A 19,416-nucleotide genomic window follows, 5' to 3' on the forward strand; every position below is an offset into this window, starting at 1 on the left:
CCGGGAGGATCGTGACGGCCCGGTTCGTGATCCGTGACGTCGGCCCGCAGCGCGACCTCCCCACCTGGGAGAACGGGCGGTCGATGTCCCAGGGCACAGGCCTGGGACATCCTGCCCGCGCCCCCGCACCGTCTCGCACGCAATCTCGCTCGGCTGCCCCGCAGGCATCGACACCTGGACCTCCAACGGCAGGACGACGGCCTCCGAGAGCAAACGTCGAAGGCCGTCGTTGCGCATCGCAGCCGATCAAGCACACCACCCGCAGGTAGGGCGGCTGCTGACCGCCCTACCTCGGGATCCGGAGTTCGGCCGGTGTCAGGAGATGGAGAAGACCGACGCCCAGTTCTGGCTGGCCGAGCCGGCGGAAGCGGTGTTGGCGGTGACCGCCTGGCCTGCGGTCGCGTTGCCGTCCAGGACGAGGCTGGCGGCCGCGTTGGTCAGGGTGTAGGTGCCGGCGGCGTTCTGCGTGACCGTCCAGTGCTGGTTGGGCGTGCCGAGGTAGACGGCCTGCAGGGTGACCTGGCCGCCGGCGGTGGCCGGCGCGGTCAGGTAGAGCGGGATCGCGCAGCTGTCGGCGACCCGCACGGTGCCGTCGCCGTTGGAGGTGAACTTCCAGCGCTGCGAGGCCCGGGAGGTGTCCAGCGCGGCGAACTGCGCCACCGTCGAGAGGGAAACACTGCAGCCCCCGGTGCGCTGGAGGGCGACGCCACCGCCGTTGCTGAGCGCGTGGTAAGCGTTGTCACCGACGATCGTGGGGCCGTAGTTGATCAGGTGTGTGTCGAGCGCGGTCAGCGCGGCGCCGGTGGTGGACAACGGCGGCACGGCCGTGGGGCGGACGTTCTTGAACCAGTCGGCGAAGGTCGCGGGCGTGTGCGAGGCCAGGCCGGTGATGGTGCGGTCCCAACTGCCGTCCACCTGGTTCCACAGCTGGAGCAGCGCGCCGTCCACGTTGCCCTGCACCTGGTCGCCGGTCTGCCAGTTCGCGCCGACGGTGAACGACTCGGACGAGCCGTCAGGGAACACGTAGCGCTGGTCGCCCAGCAGGTAGGCGGCCACTGAATCGCCGAAGCCCTCGGTCCAGGCGCAGGTGGCGGACGACGCGTACGGGATGAAGTGCGGGCTGCAGTTGGTGACGGTCGGGAACGTGCTGTTGTACAGGCGGTTCTGGAAGAAGTGGCCCACTTCGTGCAGCACGGTGTGCTCGGAGTCCGGGTCGGTGTCGGCCAGGTGCACGGTGTTCGACAGGTCGTAGTACGGCCCGTCGAAGGACCCGCTCTGCCAGCGCAGCGTCAGCGTGGTGCAGGTCGCGGCGTTCGCCTCGGCGGTCGTCCAGCACGGCGTCGTCGAGTTGGCCCGGCGCGACCAGAGCAGGTTGACGGTGTCGAAGGCGTGCCAGGCGCGGGCGTCGGCCGCCGGTTTGACGCTCCCGACAGAGCCGCTCGACGATACGTTCAACAGCGTCGGCGTGTCGAAGGTGTAGACCGTACCGCTGGAGTTGGCGACCTTCCACACCTGGTTGTTGCGAGCGGCGAAGCGGAAGAACATTTGGTACATCACGGGGGTGGTGACCGGGGTGTAGCAGAGGTTGAACGAGCCGTCGGCCGCGCCGGTCAGCTGGGTGTCGGTGTTCAGCTTGTGTTCGGTGTCGGCCGGCGTCTCCCGGCCCCAGAGCTCGACCGAGGCGTTGCGGGCGGCCCGGGTCAGAGTCGGCTTGGCGGTACCCGCCTCCGCAGACTGGTAGTCGAACTGAAGGTTGCCCCTCAGACAGATGGGGCTCGCGGCGGAGGCGGTGCCTGCCGAGAGCGGCACGATGACGCCTGCGGCGAGCAGCGCCGCCGGTATCAGCAGGCGGAGCAGGGCGGTGGACCTGCGTAACATGGACGTCCTTCCAGAAGGCGCCCGGACCCGCCGACCGGCAGACCTGGCGCGGGGAGGCCGGGTGTTCCCCGGCCCGGCCCGTGACGCTCCGCCCCGTGACGGGCCGTCCGGGCCGTCAGCCATCGTCGGTTCAGTGCCACGCCGCGCACCAGAGGCGCACAGGGTCACAGCCATCGGTTATGCGGTTGGCATGTACGCTCGGCGCATGCCTGCGCCAGCCGTGCGCCCTGTGCCGGCCTCGGCACCTTCACGCCGCCTCGCCCCGCAGGACCAGCTGGCCGCAGCGCGCGCCCGAGCGCTCCGCCTAGTACTGCAACGGTGCTTACCGTGACTGCTGTTGAGTTCGCTCGTTGGACTGTTCATGGGTGGGGATATATCCGAGGTGGATGCTCGTCGCTGGTCGGACGGGCTTGCTGGGTTGCATGAGCGTTTTGCTCACCGATTCGCGCGGAGTGAGCCGCGTGAGTCGGCGCTGGCGTACACGCGAGGGCTGCTGGCGCCGTTGGAGCGCAAGAACGCCTGGACGGTGGCCGAGGAAGCCGGCCACGCAGGACCGGACCGGATCCAGCGGCTGCTGAACCGGATCGACTGGGACGCGGACGGGGTGCTCGACGACGTGCGCCAGTACGTCGTCGAGCACCTGGCCGACCCGGGTGGCGTGCTGATCGTGGACGACACAGGGTTCCTGAAGAAGGGCGTGCGGTCGGCCGGTGTCCAAAGGCAGTACTCCGGCACTGCGGGGGCCTGTGCGTCAATAAGTGCACGGTGGACGGGAGTTGGTGAGAGTCTGCAATATGACCCTGTGCCAGTCAGGCCGCATCGCCGCCCGTGCACTGCGGGCCAAGTTTGACCAGATCCTGCCGCACTTCGACGAGCGCCGCCGTCGGCTGTACCTGGCCAGTGAGGCCACCGCCATCGGCCACGGCGGGATCGCCCGCGTCGCCGAGGCCTCCGGCACCAGCACCGCCACCATCTCGCGAGGTATCGCCGAGTTGGCCGGCTGCTCAGCGCCGACCCTACGAATCCGGGCTCCAGGTGCCGGCCGCAAGCGGCTGACAGACACCGACCCCGGTCTGCTGCGCGCGCTGGAGTCGCTGCTAGAACCGCACACCCGAGGCGATCCCGTCTCCCCGCTGCGCTGGACCACGCTGTCCTTGCGGTCCCTGGCCTCGGCCCTCACCGCACAGGGCCACCCCGTCAGCGCGTCAACCCTCGGGCGCCTGCTGCACACCCTGGGCTACAGCCTGCAGGGAACCGCGAAGACGACGGAGGGCATCAGCCATCCGGACCGCGATGCCCAGTTCGCCCACCTCAATGCCACCGCCACCGCTTTCCTCAACGACACCCAACCGGTGATCAGCGTCGACACCAAGGCCAAGGAATGGCTCGGCAACCGCGACCGGCCCGGTCGCACCTGGCGGCCAGGCAAAGACGCGATCAAGGTGGACTGCCACACGTTCACCACCAACGACCAGCCGATGGCGATCCCCTACGGGATCTACGACATCGCCAACAACTCCGGATGGGTCAACGTCGGCACCGACCACGACACCGCCCAGTTCGCGGTGGAGTCCATCCGCCGCTGGTGGCAGCACCGCGGACAGGCGGACCACCCGCATGCCACCCGGCTCCTGATCACCGCCGACTCCGGCGGCTCCAACGACCCCCGCCGCTGGACCTGGAAGTACAACCTGGCCGCCTTCGCGCGGGAGAGCGGCCTGGAGATCTCCGTCTGCCACCTACCGCCCGGAACTTCGAAGTGGAACAAGATCGAGCATCGGATGTTCTGTCACATCACCGCGAACTGGCGGGGGCGACCTCTGACCAGCTACCCGCTCGTCATCGAGACCATCGCCGCCACAACCACCAAGACCGGCCTGACCATCGGGGCCGAACTGGACACAGGCAGCTACGACCTGGGCATCAGCGTCACGCCCGCCGAGTTCCACGCCCTGCCAATCACACCGAACGCCTTCCACGGGGACTGGAACTACACGCTGGCTCCCGTTCCACCGCGAACGCCAGACGCGCCGGCAAGCACTCGCCGGATCGACCCCGGCCTGACCACGATGCTCACCGATCCGGCCCTGACCGGCATGTCACGGACCGCCTTCGAACATCTGGTCGCAGTCTCGGAACCTTATTGGGACGCCATGGCCGAGGCGGCATTCCAGCGGCGCTTCCACCGCCCACGCAGCTACCTCCACCCACAGATCAGCAGCGTGGACCACCGCCACCGGCTCCTGGCAGCAATCCTGCGCCGCCGCAGAGCGGTGACCATTACATTCCTGGCCCAATTGCTGGGCGTCAACCGCACCAACCTGTCCATCCAGTACCAGGACGGAAAGCGACTCCTGGACCTGCATCGGGTCCTCGTCACACCCATACCCGGGCCGCCCGCCCGCACATTGGAACAGCTACACACCCGAGCCACTCCCACCGAAGGCCCGTAGCTGACAGTTATTCAATTACAGGCCCCGGGCCGTACCGAGAACTGCCAGGTCGGGGTGTTCCTCGCCTATGCGGGCGAGCGGGGCCGGACGCTGATCGACCGAACGCTCTACCTGCCGAAGTCCTGGACGGACGACCGTGAGCGCTGCCGGGGTGCCGGGATCGACGACGACATCGAGTTCGCCACCAAGGTCCAGCTCGCCCGGCAGATGATCCGCCGCGCGATCGACGACGGGATCCCGTTCCGCTGGGTGACCGCGGACGCCGGCTACGGCTACAGCAAGAGCTGGCGCTACGAGCTCGAGCAGGCCGACGTCTTCCACGTCGTGGCCACCACCCGACACGACACCGTCGTTACCCGGCAGGCCATGGACCACCGGCTCCACGACCTGATGGCCGACCTGCCGCGGCAGAAGTGGAAGCGCCGCTCCTGCGGCGACGGCGCGCACGGTCTGCGGGTCTACGACTGGGCTCGCGTCGAGGTCCGGCCCTGGCACCGCCCCGACCGCAGGCACTGGGTTCTGGCCCGCCGCAGCATCACCGATCCCACAAGGATCTCCTACTACATCGCCTACGCGCCCGCCGATGCCACCCTGAACGAGCTGATCGCCGTCGCGGGCGCCCGCTGGGCGATCGAGGAGTGCTTCCAGACCGCGAAGGGCCAGTGCGGCCTGGACGACTACCAGGTCCGCCGCCACCAGGGCTGGTACCGGCACATCACCCTCGCCATGGCCGCGCACGCCTACCTCACCGTCCTACGGGCCCAGCACCTTGAAAAGGGGCACGACCTGCTCGAACGCCAGACCTGATACCCCTGACCGTCCCCGAGATCCGCCGGCTGGTCACCCACCTCACCCGGCCCGTCCGCCGCAGCATCGACCACGTCCTGCACTGGTCCCGACGGCGCCGCCGACGCCAGCACCAGGCCCGCACCAGCCACTACAAGCGACGAGGCCACAGCCCAAGAGCTGAAGCCTCGTCACGGTAAGCACCGTTGCAGTACTAAGACCCGGAAGGTGAAATCGCCCATCTCGCGCTACGCGGAAAGGAAGATGGACGGCCGCCCCGACGGGAGTCGGACCGTGGCCTCCGTAACGACCGCTCTCCTGCAACCCCCGCCCCCTCGGCCCGCGCTGCCGGCCACCACGGTCCCTGACTACGTCGGCCCCGGCCAGACCGGCAACCGCATGCCCCGCGTCCTCGGGATCCTCCAGGCAGAGCCCGACAGGCAGTGGAGGGCCAGAGAGATCGCCGAGCTCCTCGGCGACGTCACCCTGGTCGCCACCTATCGACAACTCGCCCGCTGGACCGAAAGAGGGCTGATCAGGAAAGTTCGCACGGGCCGTTACACGGCAGCCGCCCCAACGGGCACCGCCGCCTTGCGTGACCTGCGGAAACGCTAACTACCCGGCTTGGGCAAAGCTCACACCGTCACGGCCGACGCCTTGCACACGCAGCGCGGCCACGTCCGCTTCCTGGTAGAGGAAAAGAGGGCCCACTACCTGCTGGACTCTGTTGCTCTATTCGGTCGTGGATCGCTGACTGCGGCATGATCGCTCTTGCGGTTGTCTCGTGGGCAGGCGGTCGCGGGGGTGGTGCGGGTGTCGATGAGGGCGGTGGGGCTGCCGGAGGTCCCGGAGCAGACGGCGCTGGTCGCGGCGGCGGCGTTCCCGAAGGGGACGCTGGCGATGCGGGTGCGGGAGAGGCTGGCGGAGGTCTTCGCGGACGAGCCGTTCGCGTCCGCGTTCGGGGTGCGCGGGGCGCCGGGCCTGCCACCGGGGATGCTGGCGCTGGTCACGGTGCTGCAGTTCGCCGAGAACCTGACCGACCGCCAAGCGGCCGGGATGGTGGCCCGGGCGATCGACTGGAAGTACGCGGTCCTGCGCCACGAGGCGCCATCACTCCGGGCAAGGGTGAGAGACCCTTGCCGCTGGTCTGTCGCAGCAGATTAGCGAAGCTGGGGGCAGCCTGACCGCGGAGACGCGCGGGCGGGCGGCAAGCAGCCCCGACAACGACGGAACGCATCGGCACTGCCAGACGGTGCGGGTCCGGCAAGCAAGACGAGACGCCGTACGCGAGGAACCAGCGTCTGAAGCCCCGTAACACTTCCACCGGCTCCAATCCCGTCCAGCAGCACGGCCACGACGCCATCGTGATCGAGTTCGCCCGCTCCGACTGCGGCTCCTGCCCGTCCCGCGACAAGTGCACCACCGCGGCACGAGGCAACCGCATGCTCACCCTGCGGCCCCGCGAGCTGCACGAGACCGTCACCGCCGCCCGCGCCGAGCGGAACACCGACACCTGGCAAGCCAAGTACGCCCTCCGCGCCGGTGTCGAGGGCATCATCAACCAGGCCCTGGACGTCACCGGGTTGCGCCGGGCCCGCTACCGCGGCCTGCCCAAGGTCAGCCTGCAGCACGCCTACTCGGCCGCAGCGATCAACGTCATCCGCCTCGACGCCCACTGGTCCGAAGGCCCCCGACGCCCCCGGACCAGCCGACTCACCCGACTCGCCCACCAACTCGCGGCCTGATCCTCGACCCGAATAGAGCAACAGAGTCACAGCGCGGCGCAAAGTTCGACGTCGGCAGCAGGAGAGGCCCAACTGCGCGCGGTGTCATCCTGTTCCGAGCCGGTCGGGCAGGGCCATGGAGGGGTCGGCCGGTGCTCTCCTCCCCCTGCAGGCCCGGGTGCGGTGAGCGCCCGGCGTTCACCGCGGGCCTGCATTGGAACCGGCCTCAGACCCTTGACGTTCCCCTGCGCTCGAACGCCTCGCTCCGCTGGAGCCAGTGCCGCAGTCGGCCCGGTGGGCGGCCCTGGCGTGGCAGAAGGGAGGGTACTTCCCGCAGCTTCCGCCACCGTAGAGCGGGTGGATCGGCGGTCGGACCTACGTGGCCTTTCGAGCAGACCGGTGCGACATATGCGACATTTATCCATCAAAGTCACAAAATGTCTTCATGTCCGTCATGAGGGTGTCGCCTCGTCTCTGGAGGGTCCCGTGGATCTCACGCTGCTCCGCCCGCTCTACACCGCGTCGGATCCCGTCGTCTCGGTGCACATCGACACCAGCCGCGAGGACCAGGACGCCGACCACCGACTGGAGGTCGGCTGGCGCGCCCTGCGCCGCGACCTCGAACAGCGGGGCGCCGACGAGCGGACGCTCGTCGTGCTCGACGAGAAGGTCGGTGGATCGCCGCACCTCGTGGGCCCGCAGGGCGAGTCGCTGTTCGCCGCCGGCGGGCGCCTGCTCGGCGCCTTCACCCTGTCCCGTCCGCCGACGCGCAACCGCGCCGTGCTCGCGCCGCTCGCCGACCCGCTGGAGACCGTCCTCGACCTGGACCACCAGCTGCCGTACGTGATGGTCGCTCTCGACCGGGAGGGCGCGGACATCGACGCCTTCCCCGCCGGCGCCACCGACCCGGCCACCAGCCGCACCTTCAGCGGCAGCACCCTGCACATCACCCGGGTGCGGGCCGGCGGCGAGAGCATGGCCTCCTACCACCGCCGCACCGTCAACGTGTGGACGAAGAACGCCGCCGGCGTCGCCGCCGAGATCGACGAGGCCTGCGAGGCGGTCGGCGCCGCCCTGGTCCTCGTGGGCGGTGACCCGAAGGCGACCGCGATCCTGCGCGAGCAGCTCACCGCCCGACGGCACGGCGTGGAGGTGGTCGAGGTCCCGGGCGGTCGCGGCGGCGAGGACGCCCAAGGCGTGCTGCGGGCCGCCGTCGACAAGGCGTTGCAGGCGGCATCGGAGCGCAGTCACGCGGCGGCCGTGGCCGAGTTCGAGAGCGCCCGGGCGCAGGGCTTGGCCGTGCACGGGATCCCGGCCGTCAGTACCGCGCTGGGAGAGGGCCGGGTCGCCACCCTGCTGCTCGGCGAGGACCGGGCGGGGGACCCGCTCAAGTGGTCCTCCGGCGCGCACCCGCTGCTGGTCGCCAGCGCCCCCGAGGCCTTGGACGGCGCCGCCGCCGCGGTCGAGGCCCCCGCAGGGGCTCTGCTGCTGCGCGCCGCCACCATGGGCGGCGCCTCCTTCTGCGAGATCCCCGCAGGCATCGCCGACGACGACGTCGCGGCCGTCCTGCGCTTCACCGCCCCGTAGCAGCCCCACCGCCCGAACGAGAATCGAGGACCTTCATGACCGACACCACCGGTGCGGCTTCCGGGCACGGTGTGCACTCCGAGGTCGGCCGGCTGCGCAAGGTCCTGGTGTGCGCACCGGGTCTGGCGCACCGCCGCCTGACTCCGACCAATTCGGACGATCTGCTGTTCGACGACGTGATGTGGGTGGAGAACGCGCAGCGCGACCACGCGGACTTCGTCAACAAGCTCCGCACCCGCGGGGTCGAGGTGGTGGAGCTGCACGACCTGCTCGCGCAGACGATGGCCGTGGCCGGGGCGAGGGACTGGCTGCTGGAGCGGAAGATCAACGCCAACGAGGTCGGCGTCGGCCTGGTCGACGGCACCCGCGGCTACCTGGAGACGCTGGCTCCGCGCGAGCTCGCCGAGTTCCTGATCGGCGGGCTCGCCACCAGCGACCTGCCGGAGGACTTCCGCTCCGGCTACGTCGCCCTGGCGCAGGAGTCCTCCGGTGTGCGCGAGTACCTGATGCCGCCGCTGCCCAACACCCTCTACACCCGGGACACCACCTGCTGGCTGTACGGCGGGCTCACCCTCAACCCGCTGTACTGGCCCGCCCGCCACGACGAGACCCTGCTCATGAAGGCGATCTACACCTTCCACCCCGACTACGCCGGCTCGACCGTCTGGTGGGGCGACCCCGAGCAGCAGTGGGGCCAGGCGACGTTCGAGGGCGGCGACATCATGCCCGTCGGGGGCGGCGTCGTCCTGATGGGCATGAGCGAGCGCACCTCCCGCCAGGCGATCACCCAGGTCGCCGCCGCGCTGTTCGCCCAAGGGGCGGCCGAGCACGTCGTCGTCGCCGGCATGCCCAAACTGCGCTCCGCCATGCACCTGGACACGGTGTTCACCTTCGCCGACCGCGACATCGTCACCCAGCATCCCGCGATCATGAACGCGGTGCACACCTTCTCCCTGCGCCCCAGTGACAAGGCGCCGGGTGTGGAGGTCACCGACGAGGGCAGCGCGGCGTTCACCGACGTCGTCGCCAAGGCGCTGAACCTGAGCGGGGGCCTGCGGGTCATCGAGACCGGCGGCGACGTCTACACCTCCGAGCGCCAGCAGTGGGACAGCGGCAACAACGCGGTGGCCGTGGAGCCCGGCGTGGTCTTCACCTACGACCGCAACACCACCACCAACACCCTGCTGCGCAAGGCCGGCGTCGAGGTGATCACCATCGTGGGCGCCGAACTGGGCCGCGGCCGCGGCGGCGGACACTGCATGACCTGCCCCATCGTCCGCGACGCCGTCGACTACTGACGCGCGTCCGCGCGCCGAGGAGAGATCCCCGTGTCGGAGTTCCACTGGGGCCACGCCCTGCTGCTGTTCCTCGCCCTGTTCGCCCTCTACAGCCCGATCGCCGCGCTGTCCTCCTACCTGCCCTACATGGACGGCTACAGCCCCAAGGAGCAGCTGAAGCTCTCCTTCGGCCTGTTCCGCAACGTCACCGTGCTGATGCTGCTGGCCCTGTGGGTGGGCGAGCCGCTGCTGGAACTGCTCGGCATCAGCACCGCGGCGCTGTCGGCCACCGGAGGTATCGCGCTGATCCTGGCGGCGGTGCCGATGATGACCGGCTCCGCCAACCCGCCGCCGGCCCCGGGCGAGGCGGCCGGCCGGGGCCCGAAGCCGCCGTGGCGCTCCATCGTGTTCACGCCGCTCACCTTCCCCCTCACCTTCGGCGGCACCACGTTCGGGTTCTTCGTCGCCTACCGCGCCGACGTTGACGGGTGGAAGGCCGGCATCGCCATGACCGTGGCGGGACTTGCCTACGCCGCGGTCACCGGCATCACCCTCTACCTGTCCGGCCACGTGGTGCGCAGGGTCTCCCCCAGCGTGGCCGCCCTGCTGGACCGGGTCGCCGGCATCCTGCTCACCGCCATCGCCGTCACCCTGATCGCCAGCGGCGGCACCCGCATGGTCGACGAGGTCCTGAACGCGCTGTGACTGCCAGCCCTCCACGCCCCGGGCGGCGTGCCCGGCCCCGAAGCCGGGCGCCGCGCCCGGCGCCTACCGCACAGGCCCTGCGGCGGCGAACCGGCCAGCGCGCGGCGCGCCGCCCGCAAGGCGAGGAGCGGCGCAGGGCCCGGGTGCTGGGACTGGCCCTGGACGTCGGCGAACTGCTGCTCGCCGACGGCCAGGGCACCGAGGACGTGGAAGCGGCGATGCTCACCGTCGCCCGCGCCTACGGCCTGGCCGGATGCGAGCCACAGGTCACCTTCACCATGATCTCCATCAGCCACCGCGCCTCACCCGACGCCGGAGCGATGATCCTCGACCGCACGGTGTGGCGACGCGCGTCCAACTACACCCGCCTCTCGGCCACCTACACCCTCGTCACACAGGTCGCCGAGGACCGTCTCGACCTGGAGGCGGCGCGCCGCCGGCTCACCGCGATCCGCCGGCGCGCCGCACCCTACCCGAGCCGGCCGCTCTCCCTGGTCGCCGGCACCCTCGCCGCCAGCGCGACCCTCCTGGTCGGCGGCAGCGCCGACGCCAAGGCCGCCCTCACGTTCTGCGCCGCCTTCGTCGCCTCCTCCATCGGCGACCGCCTCGCCGCCACCTTCCACGACCGCGGCGTACCGGAGTTCTACCAGTACGCCGTCGCCGCCGCCCCTGCCTCCGCGATGGGCGTCGTACTGGCACTGGCCGGAGCCGGACTGCGCGGCTCCCAGGTCATCACCGGCGGACTGTTCGCCCTCCTACCGGGCCGGGCGCTGGTCGCCGCCGTCCAGGACGGCCTCACCAGCTTCTATCTCACCGCCGCCGCCCGCCTCGTCGAACTGCTCTACCTCATCACCGGAGTCATCCTCGGCGTCCTGGCCGTCCTGCCCGTCGGTGAACTCCTCGGCGCCACCCTGCGCCCCGAAGACCCCTTGGAACGCAGCTCCGCCCCCGCCTTGCAACTCATCGCCGCCGGGGGACTGTCCCTCGCCCTCGCCGTTCTGCTCCAGACCCCCCGCCACACCCTGCTGTTCGCCACCCTCAACGGCGCCGCCGCCTGGAGCGTCTTCGGTGTCCTCACCCGGCAAGGCGACATGAGCCCGATCGCCGCGACCGGCATCGCCGCGGCGACCGCCGCGCTGTTCGCCCACACCGCCTCCCGCCAACAGCGGCTTCAGCCCCTCCCCCACATCAGCGCCGCCCTCGGCCCCCTGCTGCCCGGCTCCCTCACCTACACCGGCGTCCTCGCCTTCATCCAAGGCCGCCCCGCCGACGGCCTCGGCGACCTCAGCCGCGCCGCCGCCCTCGCCCTCGCCCTCGCCCTCGGCGTCAGCATCGGCGGCGAAATCACCCGCCAACTACGCCGCGTCCCGGCCCTCGGCCGCCAGGCCGCCGAACGCACCCACGGATACTGAACTGACGCACCCCCACGGGACTCGGCTCCACCGGAGTGTCGCCGTGCTCGGCGAACAAGTCCACCAGCCCCGGCAACCGACCGCGTCGTCCGCTCCCCGCTCTTGGCCACCGACTCACCGACCTCATCGACCAGCGCGACGCCGAATTGCGCCCCGCCCCCGGCGGCCGGACCCACCTGCGCCGCGGCCGAGCAGCGCCTCGCTTCCCGGCGCGGAGCCGGCGTCCGCGTCGCCGGCCGGGGCCGCCGGCTGTTTCGGGACGCCAGAGGCGATGCCGCACTTCTCGATCAGCCTGTCGCGGTCCAGGTCGCACAGCCCCGACCCCAGATCGCCTCCCCGTCGCCGGCCCGTTTGCCGCCGGCGGGTGCGGCAGCGCCCGGGCCGGGCGCTGGTGGTGCCGCACTTCTCGACCAGCTTGTTCTCCAGCAGGTCCCGCAGCGCCTCGTAGGCCTTGTTCGAGCGTTTGTGGTGCGGTGCGGCGCGCTTCCAGACCTGATTGGTCGAGGCGATCCTCAGCACGCCGAGGACGGCCAGGACCCTGCCGCGCCCAAAGCACGTCGGCGACCGGGGGCCGGGCCGGGGTCTCGACGGCCGCCGTTACCAGGCACCTGGCGCCCGCCGGCTCCAGCGGCTCGAGGCGCGGCCGTGGCCGGTGGGCGGGCCATGGGGTGCGCGGCCGGCCCCTCAACGACGTTGCGGCATCTTGCGCGGCGTCACCCGAGAGTGGCTATGGCGGCGGTGATCAGCTGACGTGCCCCGGCCGACGGCCACGAGGTCCGGGACGAGGATGTCGCCCGCCTCTCCCCCGTCCGTGCGGCACCACGTCAACATGCTGGGCCGGTGCTCCTTCCAACTCCCCAACCCGCCCGGCGGCCTGCGGCTCCTGCGCGACAAGAACGTGGCCGACAGCGAGTAGGCACCGGCAAAGGCGTGCCGGGCCGAGGTCGGCCGAGGTGCTTCGGCGGTGACGAGGGCGTCAGTGCCCTGCTCGCGACAGGCGAGCCGTGCCGTCGGCCGGGGTGAGGCAGCGGCGCACGAGGGCGAGGGTGCGCTGTGTGACCGTATCGAGAGGGGTGCCGTTCTCGACGGCGGCCAGGGCGGTGTGCAGCATTCCGGCGATCAGGTCGGCCGTGAGCGCGGGCTCGGGAGCGCCGAGCTCCCGGACGGCGGCGCGGAACGGTTCGACCTGTTCCAGGTGGAGTTCCATCAGCCGCTGCTGGCAGGCCGGAGGAAGGCCGGCGTTCATGAGGGCGACAGCGGGCCGGTGTGCGCCCTCGGCGCCGAGGCGGAGGCTTTCCCCGAAGAACGCCTCGACGCGTTCCAGCGGGCCGTTCGCGGTGGCCATGGCGCGGGTGAGTGCCTCGTTGGAGCGCCGGAAGGCTTCCTCCGTGATGGTGGCCAGGAGGGCCGCCGAGGAGTCGAAGTACTGGTAGACGCTGGAGCGGGCCAGGCCCGCGCGGGCGCCGACCGCCGCCGGTGTGACGGCGGCGGCGCCCTCGTTGACCAGGATGTCGATCGCCGCCCCGATCAGCGCCTCGCGTTGCTGGGCGCGGTGCTCGGCGACGGTGGAGGCGTTGATCTTCGGCATGCGAGGCGGGCTCCTGGAGGGACGGACGGGGTCGGGAGCGAGACGCCGGTTGGCGACCCCCGTCAGGACAGGCGGCCGTCGACCATCTCGTACACCCGGTCGGCAGCATCCATTATCGCCGTGTCGTGGGTAACCATGACCGTGGCCGTGCCACGCTCATGGGTCTGCTCCGCGATCAGCCGCACCGCCTCGGCGGACCGCACCCGGTCCAGCGCCGAGGTGGGTTCGTCCACCAGCAGGACCGCGGGGGAAGTCATCAGCGCGCGGGCCAAGCCCGCGCGCTGGCGCTCACCGCCGGAGAGCTGGTGCGGACGGGAACCAGCGCGGTGCGTCAGTCCGACCGCTTCGATGAGCTCGTCGGCGCGGACCCGGGCCGCAGCGTCGAGGCGGCCGTCGATGTGCAGGGGCAGCAGGATCTGCTCCCTGACGGTGAGGGAGGCCAGCAGGTTCGACTGCTGGAAGACGAAGCCGATGTGGCGACGGCGGGCGGCCGTGCGTTCCTTGTCCGAAAGGGCGCTCAGCTCGGTACCGGCGATGTGCACGGTGCCCGAGGTCGGCCGCTGGAGGCCGCCGGCGACGGCGAGGAGGCTGGACTTCCCCGACCCGGAGGGGCCGACAACGGCGACGAACTCACCGGGGGCGACGCTCAGGCCGACGTGGCCGAGGGCGGTGACGGCGGTATCGCCGTCCCCGAGGGTGAGGGTGACGTCGTCCAGGCGCAGTCCGCCGGAGTCTGCGGTGTTCGCGGCAGTGCGGTGGTTGGTGGCGGGTGTGGTCATCGGGTGGCTCCCAGAGCGGTCAGGGGGTCGACGGCGGTGATGCGGCGGACGGCGACGACGGCGCCCACGGTCCCGAGGACGATGAGGAGGCCGGAGGAGGTGGCGATGGCCGGGGCGGAGAGGGAGAAGGGAGCCTTGCCGATCATCGCGCTGCCCAGAGCCAGGCCGACAGCGGTGCCGACGGCAGTCGCGCCGACGAGCACGGCGACGACCTGGACGAGCGCGTCGCGCAGGATGTACCCGGTGGGAGCGCCCAGCGCCTTCAGCAGGGCGATCTCGGGCTTACGCTGCACGGTCCAGACAGTGAAGAACGCGCCGACGACCAGGGCCGAGATGGCGTACAGGAAGCCCTTGATCAGGGCCATGGTGCTCGACTCGGCCGCGTAGCCGGGCGACGCCTCGAACGTGGCCTCCTTGGTCTCGGCGAGGGTCCCGGTCGCCTTTTCCACCGCAGCGACGTCGGCGCCCGGCTCCAGGGTCAGGGCGACGGCGGTGGCCTGCCGGCTCGCGGCCTCGGGCAAGTCGCCGGGCAGGCCGTAGTGCAGATGCCGCCACGTGTCGAGATCGGCGTAGACGACGCCGATGTGACCGTAGGAGACGCTCTCGTCGACCAGTCCCACGACCTTCAGCCGAACCTCGCTCTTGTCCGCGGTCAGCACATCACCGATCTCCACACCCAGGTCGGCGATCTCCCGGGTGATCACGATGCCCGCACTGCCCTCCTTCAGGCCCCCACCCTTGCTGGGGCTGGGCGCCAGGGAGGAGTCCGGTGCCATGCCGAAGACGGCGAGGTTGACCCGCGCGCCCTTCTCGGCACCCTGGGTCACCTGGGCATTGGCCAGGGTGTTCCCGAACGGCTCCGCCCTCTTCACCCCCGGAGCCTGGGACCACGCCTGCCAGTCCTCCTGCTCCACGGTCGAACGGGAGAACTGCTCGCTGGTCGCCTTCTCGTCGAAGGCCATGTGGGTCACGGGCAGCGCGCGCAGACCGGATATACCGGCATCCGCCAGGCCGGAAGCGAGTCCGGACAGAAGGACGCCGAGGACGGCGATGAGCGCGACCACCGCGCCCATCAGGGCGAAGCGACCGCGGGCGAAGCGCAGATCGCGTAGGGCAAGGAACACAGAACTCTCCGAATGACGAAAGGAATGAGGGCACGACAAGCTGGACACGCCGCCACTTTGCCTAAACTTGACGACGTGGATGTCGGTAACTTATCGCATGTTACCGACACGCCCGTCGGTACGTTGCGCCGGGTACGCCGACCGGGATCCCCACGACCGGACTACCGGCCCTGCGGATGCGCCCTGGCCTCACCTGGGGGTCGTACCGGATCCGCCGACCGGTCGGATCGCTCACGAAGACCGGTCACCGAGCTGCCGATCATGACGTCGGAGCAGGCCCGCGCGACGCACCCTTGACACCGCCCCGGAGAAGGCCGCCGTCGAAGAGGAGAAGGCCAGGTCAAAGGGGGCAGCCTCGAAGAACAAGACGCCCCGGCGCCGGCCTCGAACGGGAGGAACGGCGACGCGTGCGGCGTCGGCGCAAGCTGCGATTGAGGGCCGCCCTCCTCGGAGGATCGAGAGGCGGACAGACCGGCAAGATCCACCTCGCCGCCGACCGGAAGTCCGACCCCTGTCACACGTCCCCACCGGCACCGCGACCGTCTCGGACGGCTCAACCCCCGAATTGTCACATCAACGAAGAGCGCCCTTAATGTTACTTATGGTCACCATGACGAGTCGACCTTCCAAGACGGCGCGGTTTCGGCTGCGTACGACCCGGGTGCTGGCCGCAGCCGCTGCGTTCGGGGTCCTCACCGCGGGCCTGGCAGGCGCGACGGGCGCAGCGGCCCAGCCCCGTGCGGTCGGTACTCCGCTGGTGCAGGAGACCTTCACCGGCGCTACAGCGGACTCGCAGTTCACGGCGGTCGGATCGGCGTGCCTGACCGGCGCCCCCACGGCGCCCGCCCCGAGCCCCGGAAACCACCCGCTCCGTGGCTGCCCCGCTCAGGAGACCGGGCCCGTGCCACCGAACGGCGGTGCGCCCCACGGCTACCTGCGCCTGACGGACGCCTCCCCCGACCAGTCCGGCGCCGTCCCCTACAACCAGGCGCTGCCGGCATCGGAGGGACTGGACGTCACCTTCGAGCAGTGGCAGTACGGCAGCACCACACCCGCCCACCCCGCCGGCGGCACCTCCTTCTTCCTCGTCGACGGCGACACCTCGCTCACCCACCCTGGCGCTTTCGGCGGAAGCCTGGGATACGCGCAAAAGCTTCCGGACGACAACCCGTCCAACGCCTTCCTCCCCGGCGTGGACCGCGGCTACCTGGGCGTCGGACTGGACGTGCTGGGCAACTACTTCGGCGACTGGGAGCAGCGGGGCAACGGCTGCGCGCGGCGCTCTCCGGCAGGTACGCAGTTCCGCGTGCCGGGCCGGGGGCGAACATGGTCACCGTCCCGGTCCTGGCGACGGGATCGAGGGTTACTGCTTCCTGACGGCGACGACCAGCAACTTCTCCACCACCAGTCCGTGGCCGTCGACGCTGCCGGGCAGTCTGCAGGGGCCGCTGACCGCGTGTTCACCGGTGGCCTCCCGTCGGGGTGTGGGGCCAGTCGCCGAGCCGGGTGACGGTGCCGTCGACGTGGACCAGCCGGGCGGGCAGGCCGGTCCCGGCCAGCCATTTCGTGGCCGCCGGGCCGAGCACGATGGCGGCAGTGCTGGCGGTGTTGGCGTCCACGCAGCTGGCGGCGGCGACGGTGACGGTTCGCCAGTGGGGCGCGGTGGAGCGGCCGGTGGCGGGGTCGACGATGTGGTGCAAGGTTCGGCCCGCTCGCCGCCAGGTCCGCACGCCCGTGCCGGAGGTGGCCAGGGCGCCGGAGGTGACGGTGACGACCGGGCCGGGCCCGGTGGAGGAGTGGTCGTCGCAGACTCCGACGGGCCAGCCTCCGTTCGGTGCGGGACCGGCGGTGGCGAGGTCGCCGCCGAGGTTGACCAGCACGCCCCTGCCGGTGGCGCGGGCCGCGCGTTCGGCGGCGCGGTCCGCGGCCAGGGCCTTGGCGGTGGCGCCCAGGTCCAGCGTCGTCCCGCGCGGGAGCAGCAGCCTCCGGGCCTGCGGGTCCCAGGCGACTTCGTGCCAGCCGGTGGCAGGGCGGGCGACGGGCAGGGGCGTGGCGTCCTCGGGCCGTACGGCGGCGAACGTCCGGTCGTAGCCGATGGCGAGGACGGCCCGCCCGACGGTGGGGTCCACGGCGCCGTCGGTCAGTTCGGCGGCGCGCAGGGCGACGGTGGGAGCCTGCGCGAACATTGTGCTCACTGTGACGGGGGTGCCGGCGCGTGCGTTGATCCGGCTCAGTTCGGAGTCCGGGCGGAACCGGCTGCATGCGTCGTCGATGGCGGCCAGCTCGTGGAGCAGGATCGTTTCGGCATCGGCCAGTGCGCGGTGTTCGGTGGTCAGCAGGGTGGCGGTGGTGCCGAGCGCCGGGAACGAGAGGGCCGCTGCGGGGCTGTCATGGTTCATCATGAGGCGCCGGTCCGGGTCTGCGGAGCCTGCTGAGCCGGGGCGGGTGGCTGGGTGGGCGGATTGAGGCCGGGCGCGGTGGTGCCGCTGGGGCACGTGGCGGCAGTCGCCTGTACTTGGGCGGTGCCCTGCTCGCTGTCGTCCGATGTGCGCTCGCCCTGACCGTCCGCCGCGCGTTCGTCCCCGTCGTCGCTCTCGCGGCGTGTGACGGGTGTGGGTGCGCCGGGCGGGGCAGGGGCCGGCTGGGTGCAGGCGGGGTCGGAGCCCGGCAGCCCTCCGGTTGCGGGGACGGCTGCGGGCGTGGCCGAAGTCCCGGGCAGCAGTTGGGTGTAGGCCAGGCCCAGGGCGGCGGAGCCCGCGGCAGCCGCGGCGACCGTCCACCGCGTCACGCTGGAGACCCTGCGCATGCCGTGTTCGCGGCGCTGGACAGAGCCGCCTTCGGGCTCGGAATCAGTGTGCGGGTCGGCCATGGCGACCGCTCCTCGTGGTCCGGGTGCGGGTGGTGAATCCACTCACCACGATGCGCGCACGCCCTTCCAGGTCCTGCTCACGAGTTGTTCGGATCTGGTAAAGATCACGGCGAGGTGCTTGTCCCGGGCCCGGCCGTCGGCCCACCCGTCGGGGCGTTGCGCCGCTCCCGCCACCGTGGCAGGTCGAGGACGGCGGTCAGTCCTCCGCCGGGGGTGTCCTCCAGGCGGACGGTGCGGCCGTTGGCGGTGACCAGCCGGTGCACGATGGCAAGGCCCAGCCCGCTGCCGCGGGCCTGCGGGTTGCCGAACCGGTGGAAGGCGACGGCCCTGGCCTTCGGACTCATGCCGGGGCCGTCGTCGACCACCCGCACTCGTACGGTGTCCCGGGCCGGGTCACTGTCGATCGTGACCGTTCCGCCCTCGGCCACGGCGTCCAGGGCGTTGGCCAGCAGGTTGTCCAGGATCTGCTCCAGGTGGCCGGCTCCGAGTGCGACCGGCCCGGGCGCACGGCACCGCGACCCGAGATGGATGCCGTGTTCCAGGGCCACCGGCTCCCAGGCGGCCACCCGGTCCTGCACCACCTCGTCCACCCGTATCGCTACCGGCCGGGGCACCGCCTGCTCGACTCGCGCGACCGCCAGCAGGCCGTCCACCAGTCGGGAGAGCCGCGCGACCTCCTCCTGCGCCGAGGCCAGCAGCTCCGGTGCAGTGCCTTCGGGGCGGCGGCGAGCAGGTCCAGCCGCAGGCGCAGGGCCGTCAGGGGTGTGCGCAACTGGTGGGAGACGTCGGCGACGACGGCCTGGTGGCCGTGGATCAGCGCTTCGGTGCGGGCTGCCATCGTGTTGAAGGTGGCGGCGAGCCTGCGCACCTCCGGCGGCCCGCCCGTGACGGCGGCCCGCTCCCCCAGCTCGCCCTCACCCAGGTGCTGCGCGGCGGTGTCCAGCGCCGTCAGCGGGCGACCCACCCACCGCGCCAGCCACACCGACACCAGGGCCGACGCGGCAAGACCACCCACGCCGATCAGCGCGATCCACGCCCACGTGACGGCGATCCGGGTGTCCAGCGGCGTGGTGGACCTGGCCAGCACGACCGCGCCGCCCGGCTGGCGGAAGTCCCCGACCGGTTCGGCGGCCAGCAGACCACCGGCTGGCTGCGCATCGTCGCCCCTCTGGAAGCCCTCATCGGCTTCGCGACACCGCCGCGCGCCGGGCCCCGTCGCCCGAACGGCGCTCAC

At 71.4% G+C, this 19,416-nt stretch carries 16 protein-coding genes and 5 pseudogenes; 12 read left to right on the forward strand and 9 right to left on the reverse strand.

Annotated features, from left to right (window positions below):
- Positions 1-315: 315 nt before the first annotated feature.
- Positions 316-1,878 (reverse strand): RICIN domain-containing protein, encoded by a 1,563-nt coding sequence (locus OG823_RS08765; protein ID WP_371478900.1) that lies wholly within the window; start codon positions 1,876-1,878, stop codon positions 316-318.
- Between the two features lie 361 nt (positions 1,879-2,239).
- Between OG823_RS08765 and OG823_RS08770 the strand changes: the two are divergent.
- The 9 genes and pseudogenes from OG823_RS08770 to OG823_RS08810 form a co-directional block, all read left to right on the forward strand.
- Positions 2,240-2,620: pseudogene (locus OG823_RS08770) on the forward strand (transposase); the annotation flags it as partial.
- A gap of 52 nt (positions 2,621-2,672) precedes the next feature.
- Positions 2,673-4,355, forward strand: a pseudogene (locus OG823_RS08775) (ISAzo13 family transposase); the annotation flags it as partial.
- Positions 4,356-4,358: 3 nt separating this feature from the next.
- Positions 4,359-5,138 (forward strand): annotated as a pseudogene (locus tag OG823_RS08780) (IS701 family transposase); the annotation flags it as partial.
- 945 nt (positions 5,139-6,083) lie between these two features.
- A pseudogene (locus OG823_RS08785) lies at positions 6,084-6,203 on the forward strand (transposase); the annotation flags it as partial.
- Positions 6,204-6,418: 215 nt separating this feature from the next.
- Positions 6,419-6,862: a transposase gene (locus OG823_RS08790; protein WP_371484361.1), complete on the forward strand. Its 444-nt coding sequence runs from the start codon at positions 6,419-6,421 to the stop codon at positions 6,860-6,862.
- 465 nt (positions 6,863-7,327) lie between these two features.
- Positions 7,328-8,428: a Vms1/Ankzf1 family peptidyl-tRNA hydrolase gene (locus tag OG823_RS08795; protein WP_371478901.1), complete on the forward strand. Its 1,101-nt coding sequence runs from the start codon at positions 7,328-7,330 to the stop codon at positions 8,426-8,428.
- A 35-nt stretch (positions 8,429-8,463) separates the two neighbouring features.
- Entirely contained in the window at positions 8,464-9,726 is a 1,263-nt protein-coding gene (locus OG823_RS08800; protein WP_371478902.1) for an arginine deiminase, read from the forward strand.
- Between the two features lie 30 nt (positions 9,727-9,756).
- A complete protein-coding gene (locus tag OG823_RS08805; RefSeq protein WP_371478903.1) occupies positions 9,757-10,410 on the forward strand; it encodes a MarC family protein in 654 nt (217 codons plus the stop codon).
- Positions 10,411-10,553: 143 nt separating this feature from the next.
- Positions 10,554-11,822 (forward strand): threonine/serine exporter ThrE family protein, encoded by a 1,269-nt coding sequence (locus OG823_RS08810; RefSeq protein WP_371478904.1) that lies wholly within the window; start codon positions 10,554-10,556, stop codon positions 11,820-11,822.
- 123 nt (positions 11,823-11,945) lie between these two features.
- Here OG823_RS08810 and OG823_RS08815 read toward each other — a convergent pair whose 3' ends face one another.
- Positions 11,946-12,341 (reverse strand): hypothetical protein, encoded by a 396-nt coding sequence (locus OG823_RS08815; RefSeq protein ID WP_371478905.1) that lies wholly within the window; start codon positions 12,339-12,341, stop codon positions 11,946-11,948.
- A gap of 268 nt (positions 12,342-12,609) precedes the next feature.
- Here OG823_RS08815 and OG823_RS08820 point away from each other — a divergent pair, with 268 nt between their 5' ends.
- Complete coding sequence (locus OG823_RS08820; RefSeq protein WP_371484754.1) at positions 12,610-12,738, forward strand: hypothetical protein; 129 nt, start codon at positions 12,610-12,612, stop codon at positions 12,736-12,738.
- A 60-nt stretch (positions 12,739-12,798) separates the two neighbouring features.
- Here OG823_RS08820 and OG823_RS08825 read toward each other — a convergent pair whose 3' ends face one another.
- The 3 genes from OG823_RS08825 to OG823_RS08835 all read right to left on the reverse strand — a co-directional run bounded on the left by OG823_RS08825 (position 12,799) and on the right by OG823_RS08835 (position 15,313).
- The gene (locus OG823_RS08825; protein ID WP_371478906.1) at positions 12,799-13,410 is read right to left on the reverse strand and encodes a TetR/AcrR family transcriptional regulator; all 612 of its coding nucleotides are present in this window, start codon (positions 13,408-13,410) and stop codon (positions 12,799-12,801) included.
- A 62-nt stretch (positions 13,411-13,472) separates the two neighbouring features.
- Positions 13,473-14,189 carry an ABC transporter ATP-binding protein gene (locus OG823_RS08830; protein ID WP_371478907.1) on the reverse strand — a complete coding sequence of 239 codons (717 nt, stop codon included), beginning with the start codon at positions 14,187-14,189 and terminating at the stop codon, positions 13,473-13,475.
- Positions 14,186-15,313: an ABC transporter permease gene (locus OG823_RS08835; RefSeq protein WP_371478908.1), complete on the reverse strand. Its 1,128-nt coding sequence runs from the start codon at positions 15,311-15,313 to the stop codon at positions 14,186-14,188. The genes OG823_RS08830 and OG823_RS08835 overlap by 4 nt, the downstream gene beginning before the upstream one ends.
- A gap of 274 nt (positions 15,314-15,587) precedes the next feature.
- On the opposite strand from OG823_RS08835, the pseudogene OG823_RS08840 reads away from it, so the two are divergent.
- Together OG823_RS08840 and OG823_RS08845 are read left to right on the forward strand one after the other, a co-directional pair.
- Positions 15,588-15,825, forward strand: a pseudogene (locus OG823_RS08840) (hypothetical protein); the annotation flags it as partial.
- A gap of 389 nt (positions 15,826-16,214) precedes the next feature.
- Positions 16,215-16,823, forward strand: a complete 609-nt coding sequence (locus OG823_RS08845) for a hypothetical protein (protein WP_371478909.1) — start codon at positions 16,215-16,217, stop codon at positions 16,821-16,823.
- On the opposite strand, the gene OG823_RS08850 is transcribed toward OG823_RS08845, so the two are convergent.
- The 4 genes from OG823_RS08850 to OG823_RS08865 all read right to left on the reverse strand — a co-directional run bounded on the left by OG823_RS08850 (position 16,774) and on the right by OG823_RS08865 (position 19,416).
- Positions 16,774-17,715 carry an FAD:protein FMN transferase gene (locus tag OG823_RS08850; RefSeq protein WP_371478910.1) on the reverse strand — a complete coding sequence of 314 codons (942 nt, stop codon included), beginning with the start codon at positions 17,713-17,715 and terminating at the stop codon, positions 16,774-16,776. The two genes, OG823_RS08845 and OG823_RS08850, sit on opposite strands and share 50 nt — an antisense overlap.
- A complete protein-coding gene (locus tag OG823_RS08855; protein WP_371478911.1) occupies positions 17,712-18,182 on the reverse strand; it encodes a hypothetical protein in 471 nt (156 codons plus the stop codon). The genes OG823_RS08850 and OG823_RS08855 overlap by 4 nt, the downstream gene beginning before the upstream one ends.
- 104 nt (positions 18,183-18,286) lie before the next feature.
- Positions 18,287-18,772: a sensor histidine kinase gene (locus OG823_RS08860; protein ID WP_371478912.1), complete on the reverse strand. Its 486-nt coding sequence runs from the start codon at positions 18,770-18,772 to the stop codon at positions 18,287-18,289.
- A gap of 8 nt (positions 18,773-18,780) precedes the next feature.
- Positions 18,781-19,416 carry a HAMP domain-containing protein gene (locus tag OG823_RS08865; RefSeq protein WP_371478913.1) on the reverse strand — a complete coding sequence of 212 codons (636 nt, stop codon included), beginning with the start codon at positions 19,414-19,416 and terminating at the stop codon, positions 18,781-18,783.

The sequence above is a fragment of the Kitasatospora sp. NBC_00315 genome (genome assembly GCF_041435095.1).
Classification (GTDB): Bacteria; Actinomycetota; Actinomycetes; order Streptomycetales; family Streptomycetaceae; genus Kitasatospora.

Coding starts and splice junctions, on each gene's coding strand:
- OG823_RS08765 (WP_371478900.1), bottom strand. CDS start 1,878: ATGTTACGCAGGTCCACCGCCCTGCTCCGCCTGCTGATACCGGCGGCG.
- OG823_RS08800 (WP_371478902.1), top strand. CDS start 8,464: ATGACCGACACCACCGGTGCGGCTTCCGGGCACGGTGTGCACTCCGAG.
- OG823_RS08820 (WP_371484754.1), top strand. CDS start 12,610: ATGTCGCCCGCCTCTCCCCCGTCCGTGCGGCACCACGTCAACATGCTG.
- OG823_RS08825 (WP_371478906.1), bottom strand. CDS start 13,410: ATGCCGAAGATCAACGCCTCCACCGTCGCCGAGCACCGCGCCCAGCAA.
- OG823_RS08830 (WP_371478907.1), bottom strand. CDS start 14,189: ATGACCACACCCGCCACCAACCACCGCACTGCCGCGAACACCGCAGAC.
- OG823_RS08850 (WP_371478910.1), bottom strand. CDS start 17,715: ATGATGAACCATGACAGCCCCGCAGCGGCCCTCTCGTTCCCGGCGCTC.
- OG823_RS08855 (WP_371478911.1), bottom strand. CDS start 18,182: ATGGCCGACCCGCACACTGATTCCGAGCCCGAAGGCGGCTCTGTCCAG.